The organism is Allobosea sp. GW823-FHT02B03 (assembly GCF_058797755.1).
This window is the reverse complement of the sequence record NZ_JBXAJY010000001.1, coordinates 767,418-787,948: the sequence shown is the minus strand read 5'-3', so window position 1 is coordinate 787,948 and position 20,531 is coordinate 767,418. Positions and strand designations below refer to the sequence as shown.

Here is a 20,531-nt window from a genome sequence, read left to right as displayed (position 1 = left end):
TCATCCCGGGCAAGCGGCTTCGGCCGCGCAGACCCGGGATCCATCATAAGGCTCCGCGCCCTACGATGGATCCCGGAGCTTCGCTTCGCTGCGTCCGGGATGACGGAGAGGAGTCGTGAACACTCTGAATATCAGGCGTTGGCGGCGCGCCAGGCGGCGCTGAGCAGGACATTGGCGCCGGCGACCATGTCCTCGTCGGTGCTGAGTTCGGCCGGATTGTGCGAGAGCCCGCCGATCGAGGGGATGAAGACCATCGCGGTCGGGCACAGCCGCGACATCATCTGCGCGTCATGGCCGGCGCCGGAGATCATCCGGCGGATCGGCAGGCCGAACTCTGCAGCGCTCGCCTCGACACTGGCGATCAGCTCCTCGGCAAAGGGCGTCGCCGGGAAGCGGGCGAGGTCGCGGAAGCTGATCGCGATGTCGTCGCGCGCCGACAATTCGGCGCAGAACCTCCGCACGGCTGCCTCGGCTTCGGCCAGGGGCGCGTCCAGCGGGTTGCGCAGATCGAGCGTCATCACCACCGTCTCGGGCACGACGTTGACGTTGCCGGGCTGGACGCGGATCACGCCGGAATTGGCGAGCTGGCCGGGGATGGTGCGGGTCAGCTCATTGGCGAAGATGTTGATCCTGGCGGCGGCGAGTCCTGGATCCTTGCGGTAGCGCATCGGCGTGGTGCCAGCATGGCTCGGCCTGCCTTTCAGGGTCAGCTCGAGCCAGCAGATGCCCTGGATGCCGGTGACGGCGCCGAGCCCGCCGCCCTCGCTTTCAAGGATCGGGCCCTGCTCGATATGCAGTTCGAGATAGGCATGCGCCGGCAGGAAGCCCGGCTGCTCGGGGCCGTGATAGCCGATGCGCGCCAGCTCGGTACCGAGCACGGCGCCATCGGCGTCCTTCTCGGCATGGGCGGCAGCGACGCTCATGCCGCCGGCCCAGACATAGGAGCCGAGCATGTCGGGGTGGAAGCGTGCGCCTTCCTCGTTGGTGAAGGCGATCACCGCCATGTCGCGCTTCGGCTGGAGGCCGGCATCGCGCAGGGCCGCCAAGACCTCGACGCCGGCGATCACGCCGAGCGCGCCGTCGAAGCGCCCGCCGGTGCCGACCGTGTCGATATGCGAGCCCATCACCACGGCCGGCCCGTCCTCCTGGCCCTTGAGGATGCCGACGATATTGCCGATGGCGTCAATCTTCACCGTCAGGCCGAGCGCCTGCATCTGGCCGACCAGCCAGTCACGCCCCTGCTTGTCCTCATCGCTCAGCGCGAGACGGCGGCAGCCGCCTTCCGGCGTCGCGCCAATCCGCGAGAGTTCCGCCAGCCGCGACACCAGCCGCTTTCCATCGATCCGCAGGTTGGTGCTCATCTCGTCGGCGCTCCGTGGCAGGCATGGCATCGGTTCGGACATGCAGCAGGCAGGAAGCGAGCCGCGCGCGCAAGAGGCTGAATCGGCGACGCGGCGCGGAACGAGCACGCGCCAAGCGCAGGGCGCGGCCGGCCCCGGCATCGCAGGGGCTGTAAACTGGTCGATTGCCCATATAGAAGGCAGCCATGTCACAGATCGCGCTTCCGATGCGGCCGGCGAGCCCCTGGCTCACCGAGGTCAAGGCCATGCTGGCGTTGAGCTGGCCGATGGTGCTGACCAATGTCGCGCAGACGGCGATGACCGCGACCGACGTCATCATGATGGGCCATCTCGGCCCCGACTCGCTGGCAGCCGGCGCGCTCGCCTCCAACCTCTACATGGCCTTCCTCATCTTCGGGATCGGCGTGATGGCGGCCGTCGCGCCGATGGTCGCTATCGAGCTCGGGCGGAACCGGCATTCGGTGCGCGACGTGCGCCGCACCGTTCGCCAGGGCTTCTGGGTGGCCGCGACCATGGCCGGGCCGATGTGGCTCTGCCTCTGGCAGGCCGAGACGATCCTCACCGCGATGGGCCAGAACCCCGCGTTGGCGAAGGCGGCCGCCTCCTATCTGCACACGCTGCAATGGGGCCTCCTGCCCTTCTATCTCTATCTCGTCCTGCGCGGCTTCCTGGCGGCACTGCAGCGGCCGTTCTGGGTTTTCGTGACCGTGCTGTTCGCGGTCTGCTTCAATGCCTTCGCCAACTGGGTTCTGATGTTCGGGCGGCTCGGCTTCCCGGCGCTCGGCCTGCCCGGCTCAGGAATGGCGACGGCGCTGGCCTCGACCCTGATGTTCGCCGGTCTCGCCATGGTGGTCTCGCTCGACCGGCGCTTCCGGCGCTACCGCCTGTTCGGGCGCTTCTGGCGGCCGGACTGGAGCCGCTACCGCGCGTTCTGGCGGATGGGCCTGCCAATCGGCGTCACGGTCGGCTTCGAGGTCTGGATCTTCAACGGCGCCGCCTTCCTGATGGGCCTGCTCGGGCCGACCTCGCTCGCCGCCCATGCGATCGCGATCCAGATCGCCTCGCTCTGCTTCATGGTGCCGATGGGCATCGGCCAGGCCGGAACGGTCAGGGTCGGGCATGCTTTCGGCGCCGGAGACAGGGATGGTATCGCCCGGGCCGGCGCGACGGCGCTCGTGCTCGCAACCGCCTTCATGTGCTTCACCGCGCTCCTGATGCTCCTGATCCCGCACTGGCTCGTCGTGCCGTTCCTAGACACGAGCAAGCCGCGCGCGGCCGAGGTGGCGCAACTCGCCATGCTGTTCCTGTTCTATGCGGCGATCTTCCAGATCGTCGACGGCATCCAGGTGGTCGGCGTCTCGATCCTGCGCGGACTGCGCGACACGCGCGTGCCGATGCTGTTCGCCGGCCTCGGCTATTGGGGCATCGGCCTGCCGCTCTCGGCGGCACTCGGCTTCTGGACGCCGCTCGCCGGCGTCGGCATCTGGATCGGGCTCGCGACCGGCCTTGCGATCGTCGCCGTGCTGATGCTGACGCGATGGTTCGCCCGCGAGCGGCTGGGATTGATCGGGGCGCCCGCGACCACCGACGCCGCCTGACCCTTCGGCGAGCACGCCTCCGTAGCCGCACCGCCCTTGGTTGGGCTCGATCGCGGCCAGCCGAACAGCACGTGATACCGGACAGCAAAAAGGGCCGCTCCCGGCGGGAGCGGCCCTCGATCGGTTTTGGCGTGAGGCGCGGGCCGGCTCGATCAGGAACCGACCCTCAAGTGCCTCAGAACTCTTCCCAGCCGGCATCGCCCTGACGGGAGTTCGCGACCTTGCGCATCGGCGCGACAGGACGCGGCTCGCGACGCGGCGTCGCCTTCTGCTGGGCGAAGGCGGCCTCGGCGAGCTGACGCAGGCGCTGCGGCTCGCTGTCGGTCTCGCTCGCGGAAGCAGCCGCGGGGCGGGCCTGAGGCGTAGCAAACGGCGTGACCGAGGCCGACCCGCCGGTACGGAAGCTCGCGACCAGCGCGTTGAGCTCGCCGATCTTGCCCGAGAGCGAGCCCGCCGAGGCGGCGCTCTGCTCGGCCAATGCGGCGTTCTGCTGGGTCATCTCGTCCATATGCGCCACGGTCTGGCTCATTTCCTCGATGCCGTTGGCCTGCTCCGCCGAAGCGGCCGCGACCTCCGAAACCGTGGTCTGGACCTTGCGCGAGGCCTCGACGATGCTGGTCAGCGCGTCGCCGGCCTGACGCACCAGCTTCACGCCGGCCTCGACCTCGGCATTCGACGAGGAGATCAGCCCGGAAATGTCCTTGGCCGCCTCGCCCGAACGCTGCGCCAGCGTACGGACCTCGCTCGCCACCACCGCGAAGCCCTTGCCGGCGTCGCCGGCGCGTGCCGCTTCCACCGCCGCGTTGAGCGCCAGCAGATTGGTCTGGAAGGCGATGTCGTCGATCACCCGGATGATGTCCGATATCTTCTTCGAGGCTTCCTCGATGCGCGCCATCGCCGAGACCGCTTCGGTGACGATGCCGCCGCCGGCCTGGGCGACCTGCATGGCTTCGCCGGCCAGGACGACGCCCTGCTGGGACGCCTGCGCCGAGGCCTTCACCGAGGCCGCGAGCTCTTCGGTCGTCGCCGCGCTCTCCTCCAGCGAAGAGGCCTGCTCCTCAGTGCGCTTCGAGAGGTCGTCCGCTCCGGTCGCGATCTCGCGGGCCGAGAGCCCGACATCGCCAGCGGTCGCCTGGATCGTCCGCAGCGTCAGCGAGAGCTTCTCGCCGGTCTGGTTGATCGCGTCCTTGAGGTCGGCGAAGCGGCCGCGATAGGCGCTGTCGACCCGGTGCGTCAGGTCGCCGGCGGCGATCGCCTGCAGGGCCTCGGCGAACTCGGTGGTGGCCGCGTCGACGACACGGTTGATCTCGTTGATACCGGCGACGAGCTTGGCCATCTCCGCATCGGCGTCATCGAGCGCAAGCCGCGCCGAGAAATCGCCGGCCGCCGCGGCGGCAACCACCGTGCCGACGTCCGAGACCACGAGCGCCATCGATTCGGCCCGGGCCAGGCGTTCTTCCGCGGCCGCCCTCTCCTGCGCCTGCAGCAGCGCGACCTGCTCGGTGCTCTGGCGCAGAACGGCGAGCGCACGCGCCATGGCGCCGATCTCGTCGCCGCGCTTGGTATGGGGAACCTCGATCTGCGTGTCGCCGGCAGTGACGCGGTCCATCGCCCCGCCAAGATCGAGCAACGGCCGGGTGATCGAGCGCTGGGCGAAGAGCATGGCGGCCGCGAACGAGGCCAGCAGCGTCGAGAACAGCACCACGGGCAAGATCCACTGGACCTGCCGGGTGAAGCTCGCGGCCTCCTCAGCCAGCGCCTCGCCGACAGCTTCGTTGCGCTTGGCGAAGGCGACGAGATTGTCGTTCAGGGCCCGCCGGTTGGCGCGGTTGAGGTCGTTGTTCCCCTGCTCGTCGGCAGCGGCGGTCGAGACCTCGCGACCGAGCCTGATCGTCTCGGCGCGGAAGGCGATGAACTCGTCGACCGACTTCTGGACCTTCAGGGCGCCTTCCTTTTCGGAAGCGGGCACGCGGGCGACGAGGTCGGCGGCGAGCTTGCGCATCACCGGAAAGCGCGCCTCCTTCGTCTTGGCGAAGGGCTCGGCCTCCTTGGCAGTCTTCGACATGTAGATGCCGCGGGAATCCATCACCACGGCAAAGACATTCGTGTTGATTCGCTCGGTCAGCAAGGTGATCTCACCCTGCACGTCGGAACGGGCATTGAGGTCCTGGGAGCGCGACAGCGCATACAGGCTGAGGCCAGCCGAAAGCACCGAGCCCAAGGCTATGATGCCGAGCATGGCCAGAATCTTGAAGCGGATCGATTTCATCGCGTCTTACGTCCCCAGCCCGAGCTCGCCGCGCCCGAGAAACAACTGCATTTTTTGGACGCCCACTGCGCCGAACGCCCAAACGGCAAAGCAAAACATTGCCGGCAACACTTAAATTCAGCTTAAAATTGCTCACATCTTGGGCAAATTGGACCTGATCGGCCCATCTTCCTCGCAATACGCTTCCGTTTGCCAAACTGGCCTTGGCAATGGCGACAGCCTCCTGCTCCGTCATGCACCAGGCGCATGAGCGACTGTTGCAGCGAAGACACGCATTGCGGCCGCCTTGATTTCGCCATCTCGTCTTCACCCGAGCGCCATGCCAAGCCGTGAAGTGAAAGACGTCCGCCGGCCGCAGTTCATTGGAACCAGCCGGCAATTCGAATGTTTCGCCGCCAGCCGTATCTTCCAAGAGCCGAGTTCATGCCCTCCCGCCAGCCCGCCGCCTCCGACCTGCTTTCCCGCCGCCGGTTCGTCACCCTCGCCTCCGCATTCGCGCCGGTCGCGCTGACCGGCTGCATCAGCACCTCGCAGCAGCCCTATGAAGTGCGGGCGCCGATCCATCAGAACGCCGCCTTCCTGTCGATGTACGATGAGAAGCCGGACGAGACCTTCCCGCTGCCCGCGACCGACATCTCCGAGGTCGAGACGCGGTTCCTGCGCCAGGAAGTCGCCTATCGCACCAACGAGGCGCCCGGCACGATCGTCGTCGATACCTCGGCCCGCTATCTCTACCTCGTGCGCGAAAACGGCCGGGCCATCCGCTACGGCATCGGCGTCGGCAAGCAGGGCATGTCCTGGCGCGGCCGCGCAACGGTCGGGCGCAAGGCGGCATGGCCGCGCTGGACCCCGACGGCTGCGATGATCAAGCGCGAGCCCGAAAGGAACGCTCGCTGGGCGGGCGGCATGGCCGCCGGGCTCGAGAACCCGCTCGGCGCACGCGCGCTCTATCTCTATCAGGGCAGCCAGGACACGCTCTACCGCATCCACGGCACCAGCGAGCCGTGGTCGATCGGCAAGGCCGTTTCTTCCGGTTGCATCCGTCTGTTCAATCAGGACATCATCGACCTGCACAGCCGGGTGCCGACCGGCACGACGGTGGTGGTGCTGAACCGCAACCCATCGAACGAACCGCTCCTGGAGACGGATGCACCCGCACCCGACGACGACTTCATCTGATCGCTCGCCGCCCGACGGCCTTGCGCTGACGCGGCTCGACCCGGCCGACTACGGACGCGCGCCCTGGAAGAACGGCGGCGGCGTCACGATCGACATCGCCGCGCTCTATCGCGGCGACGCCGTTGCCGGTTCCTGGAGCGGTTTGGTCTGGCGGCTCGGTCGCACGGCGATCGTGACGCCGGCTCCCTTCTCCGACCTCACCGGCCACGATCGCCAGCAGGTGGTCGTCAGTGGTCGCGGGCTCGTGCTCGACACGCCGGAAGGCGAGATCGACCTGCGCGAGCCGTTCCGCCCGATGGGTTATGATGGCGGCCTCAACATCGTCAGCCGCCTCGAGAACGGGCCGGTCGAGGTCGTCAACCTGATCGCCGACAGGAACCTTGCCAGGATCGCGATTGCGGTGCTGCAGGAGGGGTCGGCGCTTTTCCTCCAGCCCGGCACGCATATCGTCTACGCCGCCGACGGTCCGCTCGCCTTCGAGGTCGAAGGCTCTCCGACTCCGCTCGCGCACGACCAGGCGCTGCGAATCGACGCCGCGCGCCCGCTGAAACTGCGCGGCGAGGCCGGGCGCGGATTGATCGCCTCGATCTATCCGATCGCCGCCGAAGCGCCTGCCGCCTGAGTCCGGCGCGCTTCTGGTTTTGCCTGGCCGCGGTTTTGTTATAGGGGCTGCGCCAGCCGGCGGGCCTGCCGGTCAACAGGGTGAGTGTGCGCCGCATGCGCGTGACGATGATCGGTTCGGGCTATGTCGGCCTGGTTTCGGGAGCATGCTTCGCCGATTTCGGCCATGAGGTGATCTGCGTCGACCTGGACGCAGGAAAGATCGCGGCGCTCAATCGCGGCGAGATTCCGATCTTCGAGCCGGGCCTCGACGATCTCGTGGCGAGCAATGTCCGTGCCGGTCGGCTCTCCTTCACGACTGAACTGCCGGCCTCCGTGCGCGAGGCAGACGCCGTCTTCATCGCGGTCGGCACGCCCTCGCGCCGCGGCGACGGCCATGCGGATCTGTCTTACGTCCATCAGGCGGCGCGCGACGTCGTCGCCGCGATCGAAGGTTTTACCGTCGTCGTCACCAAGTCGACGGTGCCGGTCGGCACCGGCGACGAGGTCGAGCGGATCATGCGCGAGGCCCGCCCGGATGCCGATTTCGCCGTGGTCTCGAACCCGGAGTTCCTGCGCGAAGGCGCCGCGATCGCCGATTTCAAGCGCCCCGACCGCATCGTGATCGGCACCGAGGACGAGCGCGCCCGCAAGGTGATGGAAGAGCTGTACCGGCCGCTCTATCTCAACGCGGCGCCGCTGCTGTTCACCGCGCGGCGGACCTCGGAGCTGATCAAGTACGCCGGCAACGCCTTCCTCGCGACCAAGATCACCTTCATCAACGAGATGGCGGATCTGTGCGAGCGCGTCGGCGCCAATGTCCAGGAAGTCGCGCGCGGCATCGGCCTCGACAACCGCATCGGCTCGAAGTTCCTGCATGCCGGCCCCGGCTATGGCGGCTCCTGCTTCCCGAAGGACACGCTGGCGCTGATCAAGACGGCGCAGGACATGGAAAGCCCGCTGCGGATCGTCGAGACCGTGGTCGCGGTCAACGATCAGCGCAAGCGCGCCATGGCCCGCAAGGTCGTCGCCGCCTGCGGCGGCTCGGTGCGCGGCAAGCGCATCGCGGTGCTCGGGCTCGCCTTCAAGCCGAACACCGACGACATGCGCGAGGCCCCTTCGCTCGCCATCATCACGGCGCTTATCGATGCCGGCGCTCAGGTCGTCGCCTTCGACCCGGAAAGCATGGACAGCGCCCGCCCGCTCCTGCCCGAGATCGAGTACGCGCCGGACGCCTATTCCTGCCTGGAAGGCGCCGACGCGCTGGTGATCGTCACCGAATGGAACGCCTTCCGGGCGCTCGATCTCGAACGCGTCAAGGCGGCGTTGCGGCGGCCTGTGGTGGTCGATCTGCGCAATATCTACCGCTCCAGCGAGATGCGCGAGCGCGGCTTCGACTACGTCAATATCGGCAACGCCTGAGCCGAAAATTCCCCGGGGTCGCCTTGATAACGTCATAGGCCTCCACCACCTCTCGCATGGCAGGGCGACCGTCCTGCCCAACATGAGAGGAGATGACGATGACGCCGCAGGAACGCGACGTGATCGCCGGGATTTTCGACCGCCTGCGTCAGGCGGCCAATCAGCCCCGCGACCCCGAGGCTGAGAACTTCATCGCCGAACGCCTGCGCGAGCAGCCCTATGCCGTCTATGCGATGGCCCAGTCGATCTATGTCCAGGAACAGGCCCTCGCCAACCTGCAGGCCCAGGCCCAGCAGCTTCAGGCCGAGGTCGAGGACCTGCGCCGCCAGCCGGCCGCAGCCCCCGCGCCGGCCCAGTCGGGCGGCTTCCTGTCCGGGATTTTCGGCGGCGGCGCGAGCCAGCCGGCCCGCAGCGGCTCCGTGCCGTCCTTCCCGCAGCGCGCTGCGCCGCAGCCTGCTTCCCCGTTGCCGGCCTCGCCGCCCTGGGGCGCCCAGCCGGGCCAGCAGGGCATGGCGGCTGCGCCCGCTCCCGGCCCCTGGCAGAGCCAGCAGGCTCAGCAGCCGGCGCGCGGCGGCTTCATGGCGAGCGCGCTGACGACGGCGGCCGGCGTCGCCGGCGGCATGGTCGCCGGCAACATGCTGATGAACGCCTTCGGCGGCGGCAAGCCCGCAGCCTCGGAAGCGAAGCCGGCCGAAGCCAACGCGACGCAGCAGAACGAGACCGCCACGGCCGAGAATGCCCAGCCGGCGTCGAACCAGTCCTACGAGGATCCCGGTCACAGCTACCAGGAGCCGAGCTACCAGAACGCCAGCAACGAAGGCTATGATGACGGCTCGAGCGGCTTCGGCGACGACGAGTGGGCCTGAACGGCCGCTTCGCCCTGATTGAATGAGAGACCCGCCCGGCAACGGGCGGGTCTTTCCTTTTGGGCGGACGCATCCGGGCACCTGATGCGGCGAATGTCCGGGATGGCGGTTTCCGGGCGGACAACTTTAGGGCTGACAGCGCGAAAGGCGGCCATTCGATGTCGCGGCGCGACAACGCGGCCTACTGCGATTAACGCTCGCCGATGCCTTCAACAACGATACGGATGAGGCGTCTGATCTCGTCCTCGGTGAAGCGCCGTCCGGCAAGGACTGAAAGCATCGCTTGCCCGTAGATGCCAAGCAGGATGAGCGCCATGAAATTGGGGTCATCATCCCTGCGAATGACCCTCTGCCTCTGGCCGAGCACTAGAATGTCCCTGACAAGCCGCTGGAATGACGGCCGGTCGGGGGGTGGCTCAAGGGCTGGCCTTTCGGCAGGGGCGAGAGCCAGCTTTGCAAGCGACGGATTCGCCAGGCACCAATACGCGCTGTCGAGGAAGACGCCTTCCAGCAAATGAAGCACGTCTTCTCCCGCCTTCATGCGATCGCGGTAGGGCAGGTCATTTGCTTCCACGCGGGCTATGAGCTGCGAGGCGATTTCGTCTTTTGAGGCGAACAGGTTGTAGACCGTTTTCCGGGTCAGGCCAGCACGGTTTGCGATTGCCTCAACGGAGGTCGCAGCAAACCCCATCTCACGAAACGCCGCGTCGGCCGCATCAAGGATGAGGAGCCGGGATCGCTCGGTTCGCTTTGGGGTTGCCATATTTACACACTGGTATAAATTTATACTGCTGTAAATATTGATTGGAGAGGCCCCCGTGTTGAAGGCGTTCGGTCCGAACATCTGGATTGCGGAGGGGCCGGCGGTAAAGGCGGCGGCCGGATTTCACTATCCAACGCGAATGGCGGTCATCCGGCTGACCAATGGCGATCTGGTTCTCTGGTCGCCAACCGCGCTCTCCGACGATCTTCAGGCCGAGGTCGGGGCGATGGGGGCGGTGCGATACCTGGTTGCGCCCAATTCCCTGCATCACACATTCCTTGGGGATTGGCAGCCGGCATATCCGGACGCCAAGGTTTACGCGCCGCCGAGCCTGCCAGAGAAACGCAAGGATATCAGGTTCGACACTGTGTTTGGTGATGGCCCGGTTGCGGAATGGGTAGGGGAGATCGACCACGCGATCATGTGGGGCAATCGGATCACCACAGAGATTGTCTTCTTTCACCGGGAGAGCAGAACTGCGATCTTTACCGATCTCATCCAGCAGTTTCCGCGCGGATGGTTCAGGGGCTGGCGGGCCCTCGTTGCCCGGCTGGACCTGATGGTGGCCGAGGAGCCGGCGGTGCCACGAAAATTCAGGATCGCCTTCACGGACCGCCGTGCCGCGCGCCAGTCTCTCCAGCGAGTTCTGACATGGCCCACGGACAAGGTGGTCATTGCCCACGGCCCGCTGATCTCCAATGACGGGCAAGCGTTCCTGCGCCGGGCGTTTCACTGGTTGGCCGAGTAGAAGAGGCCCGACTTCTGGCCGCGAGTTTCCTAACTTGCACACTCCATTTGCTGCTCACTGTCCGCATTCTGCTTGAGCGATCGAACTCGCGATGACCGCAATGGTCGAAACACGACCTTGCATCCTTCGACCGGAAGGCCGCGCTCAGTTTCCGAATGCACCGCTGACGCCGTGCCAGATCTGGTCTTTCAGCGCGATCAGCGGCGGCGCGGGGATGGTCGTGGGCGGCTCGGTTCGCCTCACGCCGTCGACCACCAGGGTGGCGAGGTGGATCTCGCCGTCGGTGTAGTAGGGATCGCCCTCGCCATTGCGGCCGAACAGGGTCGGGCCCACCCCGGAAATCTGGAAGAAGCTCTGGACCATGCCGGCCTTTTCGAGATCCTGCATCAGCAGGTCACGCTCGGCGTCGATGTCGGGGGCAATGTGGTGCGTCACCTGACCGGTATCGTGGCTGAAGCCGACGCCCCGGTCGAAGGTAATCGAGCCGAGCCAGACCGGCCGGCCATCGTTCCCCTTCTCGAGGACCATCCAGAAGCGCACATGGTGCCGCCGGTCCGCGCTGGTGCCCGCGGGCTTCTCGAAGGCGAGCTCTTCCTTTTTCCCCTGATAGTAGAGCGGGCTTACGGGCGCATCGCGATAGGGCCGGTCGAGCACCACGCTGCCGACGATCTCCAGGCTCGTGCGTAGCGTGATCGGGTCGGCCGGGTACCAGCCCGCCGCATGCATGGCGCGCAAAGCGTCGCCCTTGCTGCCGACGAAGCCGACATTGAGCGCGTCGCCCGGAATGCCGCTCGCGGTACGCGTCACCATGGGCAAGGCGGCGAGGCCGGGCTCTCGCTCATAGTGGCGCCACAGCAGCGGCAGCAGCAGGTAGGCGAGCAGCAGGTAGCCGGCCAGCGAAGCTGCCAGAACGAGCCACCAGCGTCGCCTGCTCACGATCCGTCCCATTGCCGACATCGCCCCGATGGCAGTCACCGCCTTCTGCGGCCCTACTGCCGAGAGAGCTCGCTGCGGTTCAGGCTAATCCCCGGCAAAGCGCGCCGTCTATTGTCTCCTGGTGATTACCCCTACGCCTTCTGCGCAGCGAGCCGCGCTCCCAGCGCGATGAAGAGCACGCCCATCGCGCGCTGAAGCCAGAGTGCGATGCGCCTGTTGCGACGCAGCTTGCCCGTCAGCCTTGCGGCGCCGGCGACGAGCATCAGGTTGATGCCGATCGCGATCATGTTGCCGGTCACGCCGAGCAGGACGAGTTGCAGGGTGGGGTTCCCGGCTTGCGGGTCGATGAACTGAGGAAGCAGCGCGACATAGAAGATCGCCACCTTCGGATTGAGCACATCGCTCCAGAAGCCCTGCCAGAATATCGCTCTCAGGCTTCGCCCGTGGACCTCGCTGCTCGTCAGGTCGGTCAACGCTCCGCGGCTCATCAGCGCGCGGACGCCGAGATAACAGAGATAGGCAGCTCCCGCCCATTTCAGGATGGCAAAGGCCGTTGCCGAGGCCAGCAGCAAGGCCGAAATCCCGGCGATAGCCGCCGCCAGATGCACATAGGCGCCGACATTGATACCCAAGGCCGCCATGCTGCCGGCGCGCCGGCCTTGCGCCACGGCCCTGGTCAGCATGTAGGCCATGTCGGGCCCGGGCACGAGGACGAGAACGACGGAGGCGGCGACGAAGAGCAGGTAGGCATGCATGCTCATGCTGGCACCTCGCGCACTCGCCACGTTATCGGCTTTGCCCGACGAAACTCGGCTCCGCCGCGCCCGCAGTCAGCAGACGCGGCTTTCAAGAGACACCAGCCTCAGATCACCAACACTTTGGCGCCGACGCGGACCCGTCCGTAGAGATCGACCACGTCGTCATTGGTCATACGGATGCAGCCCGAGGAGACGGCCTGGCCGATGGTGTTCGGCTCGTTGGTGCCGTGGATGCGGTAGAGCGAGGAGCCGAGATAGAGCGCGCGCGCGCCCATTGGATTATCCGGCCCGCCATTCATGAAGCGCGGCAAATCGGGGCGGCGCTTCAGCATCTCGGCCGGCGGCGTCCAGCTCGGCCATTCAGCCTTGCGGCTCACCGTCTTCATGCCGGCCCAGGAGAAGCCGGGACGGCCGACACCGATGCCGTAGCGCAGGGCCCGCCCGCCGGGCTGGACCAGGAAGAGGAACCGGCGCGGTGTGTCGATGATGATGGTGCCGGGCTTGTGCGGGCCGTCATAGGCGACTTCCTGCTTCTGGAAGCGCGGATCAACGACGCGCTCGATCGGCCGCTCGGCCGGCAGCGGCTGGCCGAGGGCGGCGCTGCGGCGCTCCTGGCGCGGCTCGAGCGGATCGCCATAAACGGGGACGGCCGGCTCGTAGTCGGAAAGCCGGCGCGCCGGCTGCTGGCCATAGGCACCGCGGGCCGGCCGGTTGTAGACCGCCCCGCCCCGGCCGTACTCGGTCGGGTCGCGCCCGGTCATCATCATCTCGATGAAGCCGCCGCCGTAATTGCCGCCGCCCCGGGCCGCAGCAGCTGCCGGATCGGCCGGACGCCAATAGGTCTGTGCCTGGGCCTGGCCGGCGCTGTGGACCAACCCTCCGAGCAAGGCGAGGGAAACGAAACGGATCGGACGCATGACGCAACTCTCTCGACATGAAGTGTCGAGAAGCCTGGGCAAGGCCTTGCAACGAAAGGTGAATCGTTGACTCTGAACGGCCGAAACGCCGGTAAATGCGCGCAATTCCGCATATTAACCTTAGCGATCGCCAAGGGAATGCGGTGAATCAAATCTTGCTGCGGCTCAGCCCTCGATGCGAGCTCCCGCCGCCGCGCGGCGCATCTTGCGCGTGACCAGCCAGAGCTTAAGGAGCGTGCGGCAGCGGGCGATGTCGAAGGCCAGCACCAGACCGCCATAGACGAGTACACCGAGCGCACCCTGAAGGAGGAGTTCGAGCGCTGGCGAGAAGCGGCCGGAGAGCGGCCAGACGCAGGCGGCCATCGCCGCGAGCGCGACGAGGGTCAGCACGATGTCACGGCCGGATGGCCAGACCGGCAGCGCCCGCAATGCCGCCCAGCCGGTGATGAAGAGCACGACGACGAGGCCCATGGCCTGTCCGATCGCGAAGCGCTCCGGCCCGAGCAGCGCCTCGGCGCCGAAGACGAAGACGAGGTTCACGGCCAGTCCGAAGGCAGCAGCGAGCGTCGCCATGCTGGTGCGCTTGCCGAGCAGGAAGACCGGGTAGAGCCCGGCGACGAATATGGTCAGAGCCAGGAAGCCCGGCAGCAGCTGCACCATATAGGCCGAGAAATGGCCGTGGAAATTTGCGGGGACGAGCAGCTTTTCGAAGGCCGGAAGGACCAGGAAGAGCCCGAGCGCGACCGGTAGAGCCACCATCAGCACGATGACGAGATTGGCGGCGATGCGCTTCTGCGCCGCCCGCCTTCCCTTGGTCTCGTCGAGCCGCAGGATTTCGCGCAGCAGGACGATCTCGAGCGTCGCGCCCAACGTGCCGAACAGGCGCAGGCCCATATCGGCGGCGAGCGAGAAATAGCCGGCCTCGGCAAAGCCATGGGCGTCGGCGAGCAGCGTGCGATTGATCAGCGGGATCAGCGAGTAGATTGCGTTCGCCCCGACCAGCGGAACCGCGTAGACGGCGAAGCTCCAGGCGAGGTCGCGACGCGCCGCCGACCAGGCAAGTGGCCGGTCGGCGAGTTGCCGGCGCACCGCCAGCAGCGCCGCCATGACGCTGATCACGCCGCCGAACATCACGACGGTGGCGTCGCGCATCCACCAGGCGCCGCCGACCATCAGCAGCAGCGCCAGCACGTTCTTGACGATGATCAGCCTTGCATAGGCGGCGTCGAGGAAGCGGGCGCGCGCGATCGCGCCGTGATAGTCGAACAGGCCGGCGCAGATACCACCCGCGACAGAGGCCGCAACCAGCATCGCCGGCAGCTTGAAGTCGATCCCGACGACGAAGGCCGCGACCAGCAGGCCGGACAGCGCGATGGTCATGCCGGCCGCCAGCACATCGAGCGTCGCGCGGATTTCGGGCTGCGTCTCGCGCGTCTTCAGCGAATAGAAGCGGACGGCCGACAGCCGAATCCAGTCGAGCAGCGCGGTGTTGAGCAGCACGATCAGCGCCGCGCCGATGGCGTAGCGCCCGAACTCGGCCGGCCCGAGAAAATAGGCGATCAGCAGGCCGAGAGCGAAGTTCAGCCCGGAATTGATCACGAAGGGCAGAAGGACGGTCATGACGCCATCGCGAAGGGCTGAGCCGACTCACCGTCGGATGCGCAGCGGCGCACCCTTCCCGCCTAGAGCATGTTCCGTCAAAGTGGAAACCACTTTTGCGGCTGGGAAAGGCTCAAAGCATTGATTTGGCGCGCTTTCCAAGCCGAAGCCATATCCGCGGGCCGCGCCGGCCGTCGTGAGGATGACGAGGCCTGATGCCGACCGATCCGCTGTTCTACCTCGTCGGCTGGGCGACAACGCTGCTGATCGCCATCGGCAAGGGCGCCTTCGGCGGCGGCCTCGCCATTCTCGGCGTGCCGCTGCTCGCGCTGGTCGTCGAGCCGCTGCAGGGCGCGATCATCGTCGCGCTGCTGGTTGCGGGGATGGATCTGTTCGCGATCCGCGCCTTCGGTTTCGCGACCTGGTCGAAACCCGACCTTGCCTGGCTGATGCCCGGCCTCGTCACCGGCATAGGCATCGGCTACGCGATCTTCCTGATGGTCGACGCCCGGATCGTCACCCTGATCATCGGCCTGACCACGCTGAGCTTCACCGCGCATTGGTTTGTGCGCGGGCGCCTCGCACCGCCGGGAACCTTGCCGGTTTCGCCGGTGCTGGCCCTGTTCGCCGGAGCAGCCTCGGGCTTCACCACCTTCGTCGCCCATGCAGGGGGACCGCCGGTGGCGATGTACCTGCTGGCGCGCGGCCTCTCGAAGACCAGCTTCGTCGGCACCACCATCGCGATCTTCATGCTCGGCAACCTGCTCAAGCTGCCGCCATACCTTTCGCTGGCTCTGAAGCAGCCGAGCCTGCTCTGGGGCGCGCTCGCCCTCGCGCCGGCAGCCCCGCTCGGCGTCTGGCTCGGACGCTGGCTGCACGACCGGCTCGACCAGAAGCGGCTGTTCTTCGCCTGCTATCTGCTGCTCGCCGCCGCGGCGCTGAAGCTGACCGCCGACGCCGCCCTCGCGCTGCTGCGATAGGAGCATGGCCGGCGAGCGGGAGCGCCATCTTTGCAGCCGACGCGATTGGCCCTAAGCGCTAGAGCCATGAGCCTTCCGCCGCTTCGCGACGCCACCGACGCCGATTCCGAACCGCTAGCGGCGCTCGTCGCCGCGAGCTTTTCCGAATATCCCGGCTGTCTCTTCGACTGGTCCGAGTTCCCGGAACTGCGCCAGCCCGCCAGCCATTTCGCCCGCAAGGGCGGGCGGCTCTGGGTTGCGGAGGGCGACGGCGGTCGCATCGTCGGCTCGATCGGCGTCGCGCCGGTCCCGGAGCAGGACGCCGTCGAACTCACCAAGGTCTATGTCGACCCGCAGTTTCGCGGAGCCGGGCTGGCGCAGGCGCTGTTCGCACGCACGCTCGCCTTTGCCCGGGACCGTGGCTGCGCCGAGATGATGCTGTGGTCGGATACGCGCTTTGCCCGCGGCCATCGCTTCTACGAGAAGCTCGGCTTCCGGCGCTGGCCGGGCGAGCGCTACCTCGCCGACATCTCGGCGACCTGGGAATACCATTTCCGCAAGCCGCTCACCGACGCCCAGCCATGAGCCACGGCACTGCGCTGCGCGCCATCCTCGGCATCGCCCTGCTGACGCTGATGGATGTGGTGATCAAGGCGCAGATGCAGCAGCACCCCTTCATCGTGGCGCTGTTCATGCGCTTCGCGATGGGCGGCGTGTGTGCGCTCGCCGTCGTCGCGTTCCTGCGCCCGGCGATGCCGACGCGAGCGAGCGTGATCGGCAACAGCGTGCGTATCCCCGTCGTCGTCATGACCGCCGGCAGCTTCTTCTATTCGGTCTCGACGCTGCCTCTGGCGGAGGCGCTGACGCTGTCCTTCCTGGCCCCGGTCTTCGTCGCGCTGCTCGGCGCTCTGATCCTCAAGGAACGGCTCGACGGGCGCATCCTGCAAGCGCTGGGCTTCGGCCTCGCCGGCATGCTGGTGATGGTCTGGCCGCGGCTGCAGGGCGGCGTCACAGGCGCCGAGCTCGGCGTCGCCGCCGCGCTGTTCTCGGCGGTCTCCTACGCGTTCAACCTGATCCTGCTGCGCAGGATCGCGCTGAAGGAGCATCCGGCGATCATCGTGCTGTTCCAGAACGCCGGCCCGGCGCTCTGCCTCGCCATACCGGCCTGGCTCTACTTCGTGCCGATGACCGGCCGGGATCTCGCGACCTATCTTCTCGCCGGCGCGCTCGGCGTCGGCGGCCATCTCTTCCTGACCTCGGCCTTCGCCCGGGCGCCCGCGTCGCGGCTGGCGCCGATCGAGTACACGGCCCTGATCTGGGCGAGCCTGCTTGGCTGGCTTGTCTTCGCCGAGGTGCCGCCGCTCACGACCTATGCCGGAGCGCTGCTGATCGTCGCCGGCGCCCTCGCCGTCAGCCGGCGCTAGACGCGGCCGCAAAATCGCCGGCTTGCTGGGCCTTCTGCGCCGAGCGAAGCAATCCGGGCGCCGCCAGTGAGAACGATCCCCTTCGCCCCTGCGGACAACACCTCTGCCGCGACCTGGCGCTGAGGCATGCGGAGCGCCGACCGCCAGCGAACCGCAACCGGATTCGGCAGCATCGCCGCATCGCTCTGCTTCCACTTCGCTCTGCTCGCGGCTCTTCTGACACTTACCCACTTCGATACCCTGCCCTCGCCACCGGAGGAGAGCATCGCGGTCGAGCTCGTCGCCCCGGACGAGATCGAACCGCCAGCAGCCGAGGCGGCGCAACCGACCCCGGCTGTCGCAGCGCCACCCCCATCATTCGCATCGCCTGCCAATGAACCGCCCGCCCCTACCGCGCCAACGCCAGCCGTCCAGCCCGAGACCATGCCGCCTCCCGCGCCGGAGCCACCCGCCATGATCACGGCACAGAAACTGCTCTCGGAAGGTGTCCTGGCCAATCCGCGCAGCCGGCAGGCCCGGCTGGCACTTGCCCAGCTCGAGGGCAGCGAGCGCATCGAGCAGCTCTGCAATCTCGAGGCGATGAGCCAGATCCACGCCTGGAAGGCCGATTTCGAGCCCGACCGGGTCGTCGCCTATGCCATGGGCCAAGCAAGATTGGCAGGGAACGCTCTGCAGGCGGGAGGCGCCGCCTTCCGCAGCCGCAGGCAATGGTACAATCTCAGCTATCGCTGCGAACTTGCAGCCGGCGGCACCAAGGTCGCAGGCTTCCGGTTCCAGGTCGGCGACCCCGTGCCGCGAGCCGCCTGGGCGGCGCATGAGCTGCCGCCCGAGCATTGAGCACCGGCAAGTCGTCGCGACGCGCCGGTGCCCGGTTCGGTCTCTCAGAACTCCTCGAAACCGGCGACGCTGTGTGCCCCCACTGCGATCTTCCGCGGTGCCGGCGTGGCCCTCGCAGCGGTTGGCTTATTATCGTAGGCCGCTGCGGCCGCAGCGAGTTCCCGCAAGCTCTGCACGCCCGGCGCGGGCGTTGCCGCCCCGGCCATCGCCCTGCCCCCAGCCACCGGATCGCGGTTGGTGCGGAAAGCCGCAACCAGATCGTTGAGCTGGCCGATGCGGTTCGAGAGCGAGTTCGCGGAAGCTGCGCTCTGTTCGGACAATGCCGCGTTCTGCTGAGTCATGCCGTCGAGATGCGCCACCGCCTGGCTCATCTCCTCGATGCCGCTGGCCTGCTCGCCGGACGCCGTCGAGATCTCGGAGATGGTGACGGCAACGTTTTTCGAGGCTTCCAGGATGTGGGTCAGCGCCTCGCCGGCCTGGCGAACCAGCCTGACGCCATCGCTGACCTGGGCGTTCGACGAGGAGATCAGCTCGGAGATGTCCTTGGCCGCCTCGCCGGAGCGCTGCGCCAGGGTCCGGACCTCGGAGGCGACGACGGCAAAGCCCCTGCCGGCATCGCCGGCGCGCGCCGCCTCGACGGCCGCGTTCAGGGCCAGGAGGTTGGTCTGGAAGGCGATATCGTCGATCACGCGCGTGATGTCGGAGATCTTCTTCGACGCCGTTTCGATCCGGGCCATGGCCTCGACCGCCTGCTCGGCGATCAGGCCGCCGCTCTCGGCCTCCCGCATGGCCTCCTCGGCCGTGGCGGCAGCCTGGCGCGAGGCTTCGGCGGACGCCTTCACCGAAGCCGCCAGTTCCTCGGTCGTCGCCGCGGTTTCCTCGAGCGACGAAGCCTGTTCCTCCGTGCGCTTCGACAGGTCGTCGGCGCCCATATGGATCTCGCGCGCAGCGAGGCCGACATCGGAGGACGTCGCCTGGATCGTGCTCACCGTCTCGGAGAGGCGACGCACCGTGTCGTTGATCGCGGTCTTGAGGTCGGCGAAACGGCCGCGGTAGCCTGTTTCGACGCCTTGCGTCAGGTCCCCGCCGGCGACCTGATGCAGGACGGCGGCGAATTCGGTGGTGGCGGAATCGACGACGGCGTTGATCTCGTTGATGCCGGCGACGAGCTTCTGGATCTGCTCGTCGGCGTCCTCGACCTGGAGACGGGCCGAGAAGTCGCCGGCCGCGGCGGCGGTCACGACCTCGCCGACATCGGCGACGACGCGGGACATCGCCTCGGCGCGGGCCTGCCGCTTCTGCGCCTCGGCGCGCTCCTGACGCTCGAGCTCGCGGATCTGGACGAGCTTGTCGCGGAAGACCAGCAGGGCGGAACTGACGGCTCCGACCTCGTCGTCATGCTTCGCTGCCGGGATCGGCGTTTCCAGAATGCCGGCCGAGAGCCCGTCGATGCTGGTCTTCACGGCCGCGAGCGGCTGGGTGACGCGCCTGACGATCAAAACGGCGGAGCCGATCAGCAGCAGCACGAGCGCGCCGAGGAGAGCGTTGAGGATCAGTTCGAGCCTGCCCATCTGGGCGTTTGAATCCTCGATCGAGCGCCGCGTACGGGCTTCGACGAGCTGGAAGAACTCGTCGACCGGCTTCATGATCTCGGCCTTGAAGCGGTGATAATCGGCCGAGTGCAAGAGATCGCGGGCGAATTTGAAGTCAGGCTCGCCCTGGACCGTGAACTTGCCGTCGGTTCCCTCGAACAGGCCTTTCACGGCATGCATCGCCCGCGTTTCGAGCGCGACGAGACCGTCCGATCGCTCCTGGGCCTGATCGAGCTTGGCGAACTCGGCGGCGGTGAAGCCCGCCTCCTTCATCGCGGTCAGCAGTGCCTTGGTCTCGCCGGGACCACGCGGACGCTGGCTGTTGTCGAGCACGAGATCCCAGTAGATGCGATGCGGGGCGACCGGGCGCGCCTTCTCGCCGGCGCGCATGGCAGCAACTTCGAGATACTGCGCCTCGTAGCGCCGGTCGCCGGTGATGGCGAAGGTGCGCGCGAGGCGCGTCAGCTCGTCCGAGCTCTGGCGAAACTCGTCGGCCAGGAGATAGGAGGCATGTTCCTGCCGATAAGCTTCGGCAACGGCTTTCGCCGCACGCTGCTCGCCATACCAGGTGGCACCGATGGCGACGAGAAGCAGGGCATAAACCCCTGCCAGCCCGACGAAAATTGTCCTGAGCGATCGGTTGAGGAACATTGACGTCTTTACTCCGGCGCGCATTGGATCTTGAGCGGCGCGCGATACACAC

General features: G+C 67.3%; 18 protein-coding genes. 10 read left to right on the top strand and 8 right to left on the bottom strand.

What is annotated here, in order from left to right; translation table 11 throughout:
- Positions 1–131 precede the first annotated feature (131 nt).
- Positions 132–1,361, bottom strand: a complete 1,230-nt coding sequence (locus AC1REK_RS03650; protein ID WP_492267146.1) for a M20 family metallo-hydrolase — start codon at positions 1,359–1,361, stop codon at positions 132–134.
- A gap of 185 nt (positions 1,362–1,546) precedes the next feature.
- Between AC1REK_RS03650 and AC1REK_RS03645 the strand changes: the two genes are divergently transcribed.
- The gene (locus AC1REK_RS03645) at positions 1,547–2,959 is read left to right on the top strand and encodes an MATE family efflux transporter (RefSeq protein WP_492267147.1); all 1,413 of its coding nucleotides are present in this window, start codon (positions 1,547–1,549) and stop codon (positions 2,957–2,959) included.
- A 175-nt stretch (positions 2,960–3,134) separates the two neighbouring features.
- Here the strand turns inward: AC1REK_RS03645 and AC1REK_RS03640 are convergent, their stop codons facing one another.
- Positions 3,135–5,228, bottom strand: coding sequence for a methyl-accepting chemotaxis protein (locus AC1REK_RS03640; RefSeq protein WP_492267148.1), 2,094 nt, complete (start codon positions 5,226–5,228; stop codon positions 3,135–3,137).
- Between the two features lie 423 nt (positions 5,229–5,651).
- Here AC1REK_RS03640 and AC1REK_RS03635 point away from each other — a divergent pair, with 423 nt between their 5' ends.
- The 4 genes from AC1REK_RS03635 (at position 5,652) to AC1REK_RS03620 (ending at position 9,295) form a co-directional block, all read left to right on the top strand.
- Positions 5,652–6,407, top strand: a complete 756-nt coding sequence (locus AC1REK_RS03635; protein ID WP_327522445.1) for a L,D-transpeptidase — start codon at positions 5,652–5,654, stop codon at positions 6,405–6,407.
- Positions 6,376–7,029 (top strand): HutD/Ves family protein, encoded by a 654-nt coding sequence (locus tag AC1REK_RS03630; protein ID WP_327522444.1) that lies wholly within the window; start codon positions 6,376–6,378, stop codon positions 7,027–7,029. The genes AC1REK_RS03635 and AC1REK_RS03630 overlap by 32 nt, the downstream gene beginning before the upstream one ends.
- A 95-nt stretch (positions 7,030–7,124) precedes the next feature.
- Positions 7,125–8,429 carry a UDP-glucose dehydrogenase family protein gene (locus AC1REK_RS03625; protein WP_492267149.1) on the top strand — a complete coding sequence of 435 codons (1,305 nt, stop codon included), beginning with the start codon at positions 7,125–7,127 and terminating at the stop codon, positions 8,427–8,429.
- A 98-nt stretch (positions 8,430–8,527) separates the two neighbouring features.
- Positions 8,528–9,295, top strand: coding sequence for a DUF2076 domain-containing protein (locus AC1REK_RS03620; protein ID WP_492267150.1), 768 nt, complete (start codon positions 8,528–8,530; stop codon positions 9,293–9,295).
- A 190-nt stretch (positions 9,296–9,485) separates the two neighbouring features.
- Here the strand turns inward: AC1REK_RS03620 and AC1REK_RS03615 are convergent, their stop codons facing one another.
- Entirely contained in the window at positions 9,486–10,058 is a 573-nt protein-coding gene (locus tag AC1REK_RS03615; protein WP_492267151.1) for a TetR/AcrR family transcriptional regulator, read from the bottom strand.
- 55 nt (positions 10,059–10,113) lie between these two features.
- Here AC1REK_RS03615 and AC1REK_RS03610 point away from each other — a divergent pair, with 55 nt between their 5' ends.
- On the top strand, positions 10,114–10,806 hold the full coding sequence (locus AC1REK_RS03610) for a DUF4336 domain-containing protein (RefSeq protein ID WP_492267152.1): 693 nt from the start codon (positions 10,114–10,116) through the stop codon (positions 10,804–10,806).
- 144 nt (positions 10,807–10,950) lie between these two features.
- Here AC1REK_RS03610 and AC1REK_RS03605 read toward each other — a convergent pair whose 3' ends face one another.
- The 4 genes from AC1REK_RS03605 to AC1REK_RS03590 form a co-directional block, all read right to left on the bottom strand.
- Positions 10,951–11,763 (bottom strand): LssY C-terminal domain-containing protein, encoded by an 813-nt coding sequence (locus tag AC1REK_RS03605; RefSeq protein ID WP_492267664.1) that lies wholly within the window; start codon positions 11,761–11,763, stop codon positions 10,951–10,953.
- Positions 11,764–11,873: 110 nt separating this feature from the next.
- Complete coding sequence (locus AC1REK_RS03600; RefSeq protein WP_492267153.1) at positions 11,874–12,503, bottom strand: LysE family translocator; 630 nt, start codon at positions 12,501–12,503, stop codon at positions 11,874–11,876.
- A 101-nt stretch (positions 12,504–12,604) separates the two neighbouring features.
- Positions 12,605–13,417, bottom strand: a complete 813-nt coding sequence (locus AC1REK_RS03595) for a L,D-transpeptidase (protein WP_327522437.1) — start codon at positions 13,415–13,417, stop codon at positions 12,605–12,607.
- A 165-nt stretch (positions 13,418–13,582) separates the two neighbouring features.
- A complete protein-coding gene (locus tag AC1REK_RS03590; RefSeq protein WP_492267154.1) occupies positions 13,583–15,037 on the bottom strand; it encodes a lipopolysaccharide biosynthesis protein in 1,455 nt (484 codons plus the stop codon).
- Between the two features lie 194 nt (positions 15,038–15,231).
- Between AC1REK_RS03590 and AC1REK_RS03585 the strand changes: the two genes are divergently transcribed.
- The 4 genes from AC1REK_RS03585 to AC1REK_RS03570 all read left to right on the top strand — a co-directional run bounded on the left by AC1REK_RS03585 (position 15,232) and on the right by AC1REK_RS03570 (position 18,236).
- On the top strand, positions 15,232–15,996 hold the full coding sequence (locus AC1REK_RS03585) for a sulfite exporter TauE/SafE family protein (RefSeq protein ID WP_492267155.1): 765 nt from the start codon (positions 15,232–15,234) through the stop codon (positions 15,994–15,996).
- Positions 15,997–16,062: 66 nt separating this feature from the next.
- Entirely contained in the window at positions 16,063–16,560 is a 498-nt protein-coding gene (locus AC1REK_RS03580) for a GNAT family N-acetyltransferase (protein WP_492267156.1), read from the top strand.
- Positions 16,557–17,399 (top strand): DMT family transporter, encoded by an 843-nt coding sequence (locus tag AC1REK_RS03575; RefSeq protein WP_492267157.1) that lies wholly within the window; start codon positions 16,557–16,559, stop codon positions 17,397–17,399. Before AC1REK_RS03580 ends, AC1REK_RS03575 begins: the two co-directional genes overlap by 4 nt.
- 453 nt (positions 17,400–17,852) lie before the next feature.
- A complete protein-coding gene (locus tag AC1REK_RS03570; protein ID WP_492267158.1) occupies positions 17,853–18,236 on the top strand; it encodes a DUF930 domain-containing protein in 384 nt (127 codons plus the stop codon).
- A 44-nt stretch (positions 18,237–18,280) separates the two neighbouring features.
- Here AC1REK_RS03570 and AC1REK_RS03565 read toward each other — a convergent pair whose 3' ends face one another.
- Positions 18,281–20,479: a methyl-accepting chemotaxis protein gene (locus AC1REK_RS03565; protein WP_492267159.1), complete on the bottom strand. Its 2,199-nt coding sequence runs from the start codon at positions 20,477–20,479 to the stop codon at positions 18,281–18,283.
- Between the last annotated feature and the right edge of the window lie 52 nt (positions 20,480–20,531).

Excerpts from the sequence above, each read along its gene's own strand:
- AC1REK_RS03650 (WP_492267146.1), bottom strand. The coding sequence starts at position 1,361 with ATGAGCACCAACCTGCGGATCGATGGAAAGCGGCTGGTGTCGCGGCTG.
- AC1REK_RS03645 (WP_492267147.1), top strand. The coding sequence starts at position 1,547 with ATGTCACAGATCGCGCTTCCGATGCGGCCGGCGAGCCCCTGGCTCACC.
- AC1REK_RS03640 (WP_492267148.1), bottom strand. The coding sequence starts at position 5,228 with ATGAAATCGATCCGCTTCAAGATTCTGGCCATGCTCGGCATCATAGCC.
- AC1REK_RS03635 (WP_327522445.1), top strand. The coding sequence starts at position 5,652 with ATGCCCTCCCGCCAGCCCGCCGCCTCCGACCTGCTTTCCCGCCGCCGG.
- AC1REK_RS03630 (WP_327522444.1), top strand. The coding sequence starts at position 6,376 with ATGCACCCGCACCCGACGACGACTTCATCTGATCGCTCGCCGCCCGAC.
- AC1REK_RS03625 (WP_492267149.1), top strand. The coding sequence starts at position 7,125 with ATGCGCGTGACGATGATCGGTTCGGGCTATGTCGGCCTGGTTTCGGGA.
- AC1REK_RS03620 (WP_492267150.1), top strand. The coding sequence starts at position 8,528 with ATGACGCCGCAGGAACGCGACGTGATCGCCGGGATTTTCGACCGCCTG.
- AC1REK_RS03615 (WP_492267151.1), bottom strand. The coding sequence starts at position 10,058 with ATGGCAACCCCAAAGCGAACCGAGCGATCCCGGCTCCTCATCCTTGAT.
- AC1REK_RS03605 (WP_492267664.1), bottom strand. The coding sequence starts at position 11,763 with ATGTCGGCAATGGGACGGATCGTGAGCAGGCGACGCTGGTGGCTCGTT.
- AC1REK_RS03600 (WP_492267153.1), bottom strand. The coding sequence starts at position 12,503 with ATGAGCATGCATGCCTACCTGCTCTTCGTCGCCGCCTCCGTCGTTCTC.
- AC1REK_RS03595 (WP_327522437.1), bottom strand. The coding sequence starts at position 13,417 with ATGCGTCCGATCCGTTTCGTTTCCCTCGCCTTGCTCGGAGGGTTGGTC.
- AC1REK_RS03590 (WP_492267154.1), bottom strand. The coding sequence starts at position 15,037 with ATGACCGTCCTTCTGCCCTTCGTGATCAATTCCGGGCTGAACTTCGCT.
- AC1REK_RS03585 (WP_492267155.1), top strand. The coding sequence starts at position 15,232 with ATGCCGACCGATCCGCTGTTCTACCTCGTCGGCTGGGCGACAACGCTG.
- AC1REK_RS03580 (WP_492267156.1), top strand. The coding sequence starts at position 16,063 with ATGAGCCTTCCGCCGCTTCGCGACGCCACCGACGCCGATTCCGAACCG.
- AC1REK_RS03575 (WP_492267157.1), top strand. The coding sequence starts at position 16,557 with ATGAGCCACGGCACTGCGCTGCGCGCCATCCTCGGCATCGCCCTGCTG.
- AC1REK_RS03570 (WP_492267158.1), top strand. The coding sequence starts at position 17,853 with ATGATCACGGCACAGAAACTGCTCTCGGAAGGTGTCCTGGCCAATCCG.
- AC1REK_RS03565 (WP_492267159.1), bottom strand. The coding sequence starts at position 20,479 with ATGTTCCTCAACCGATCGCTCAGGACAATTTTCGTCGGGCTGGCAGGG.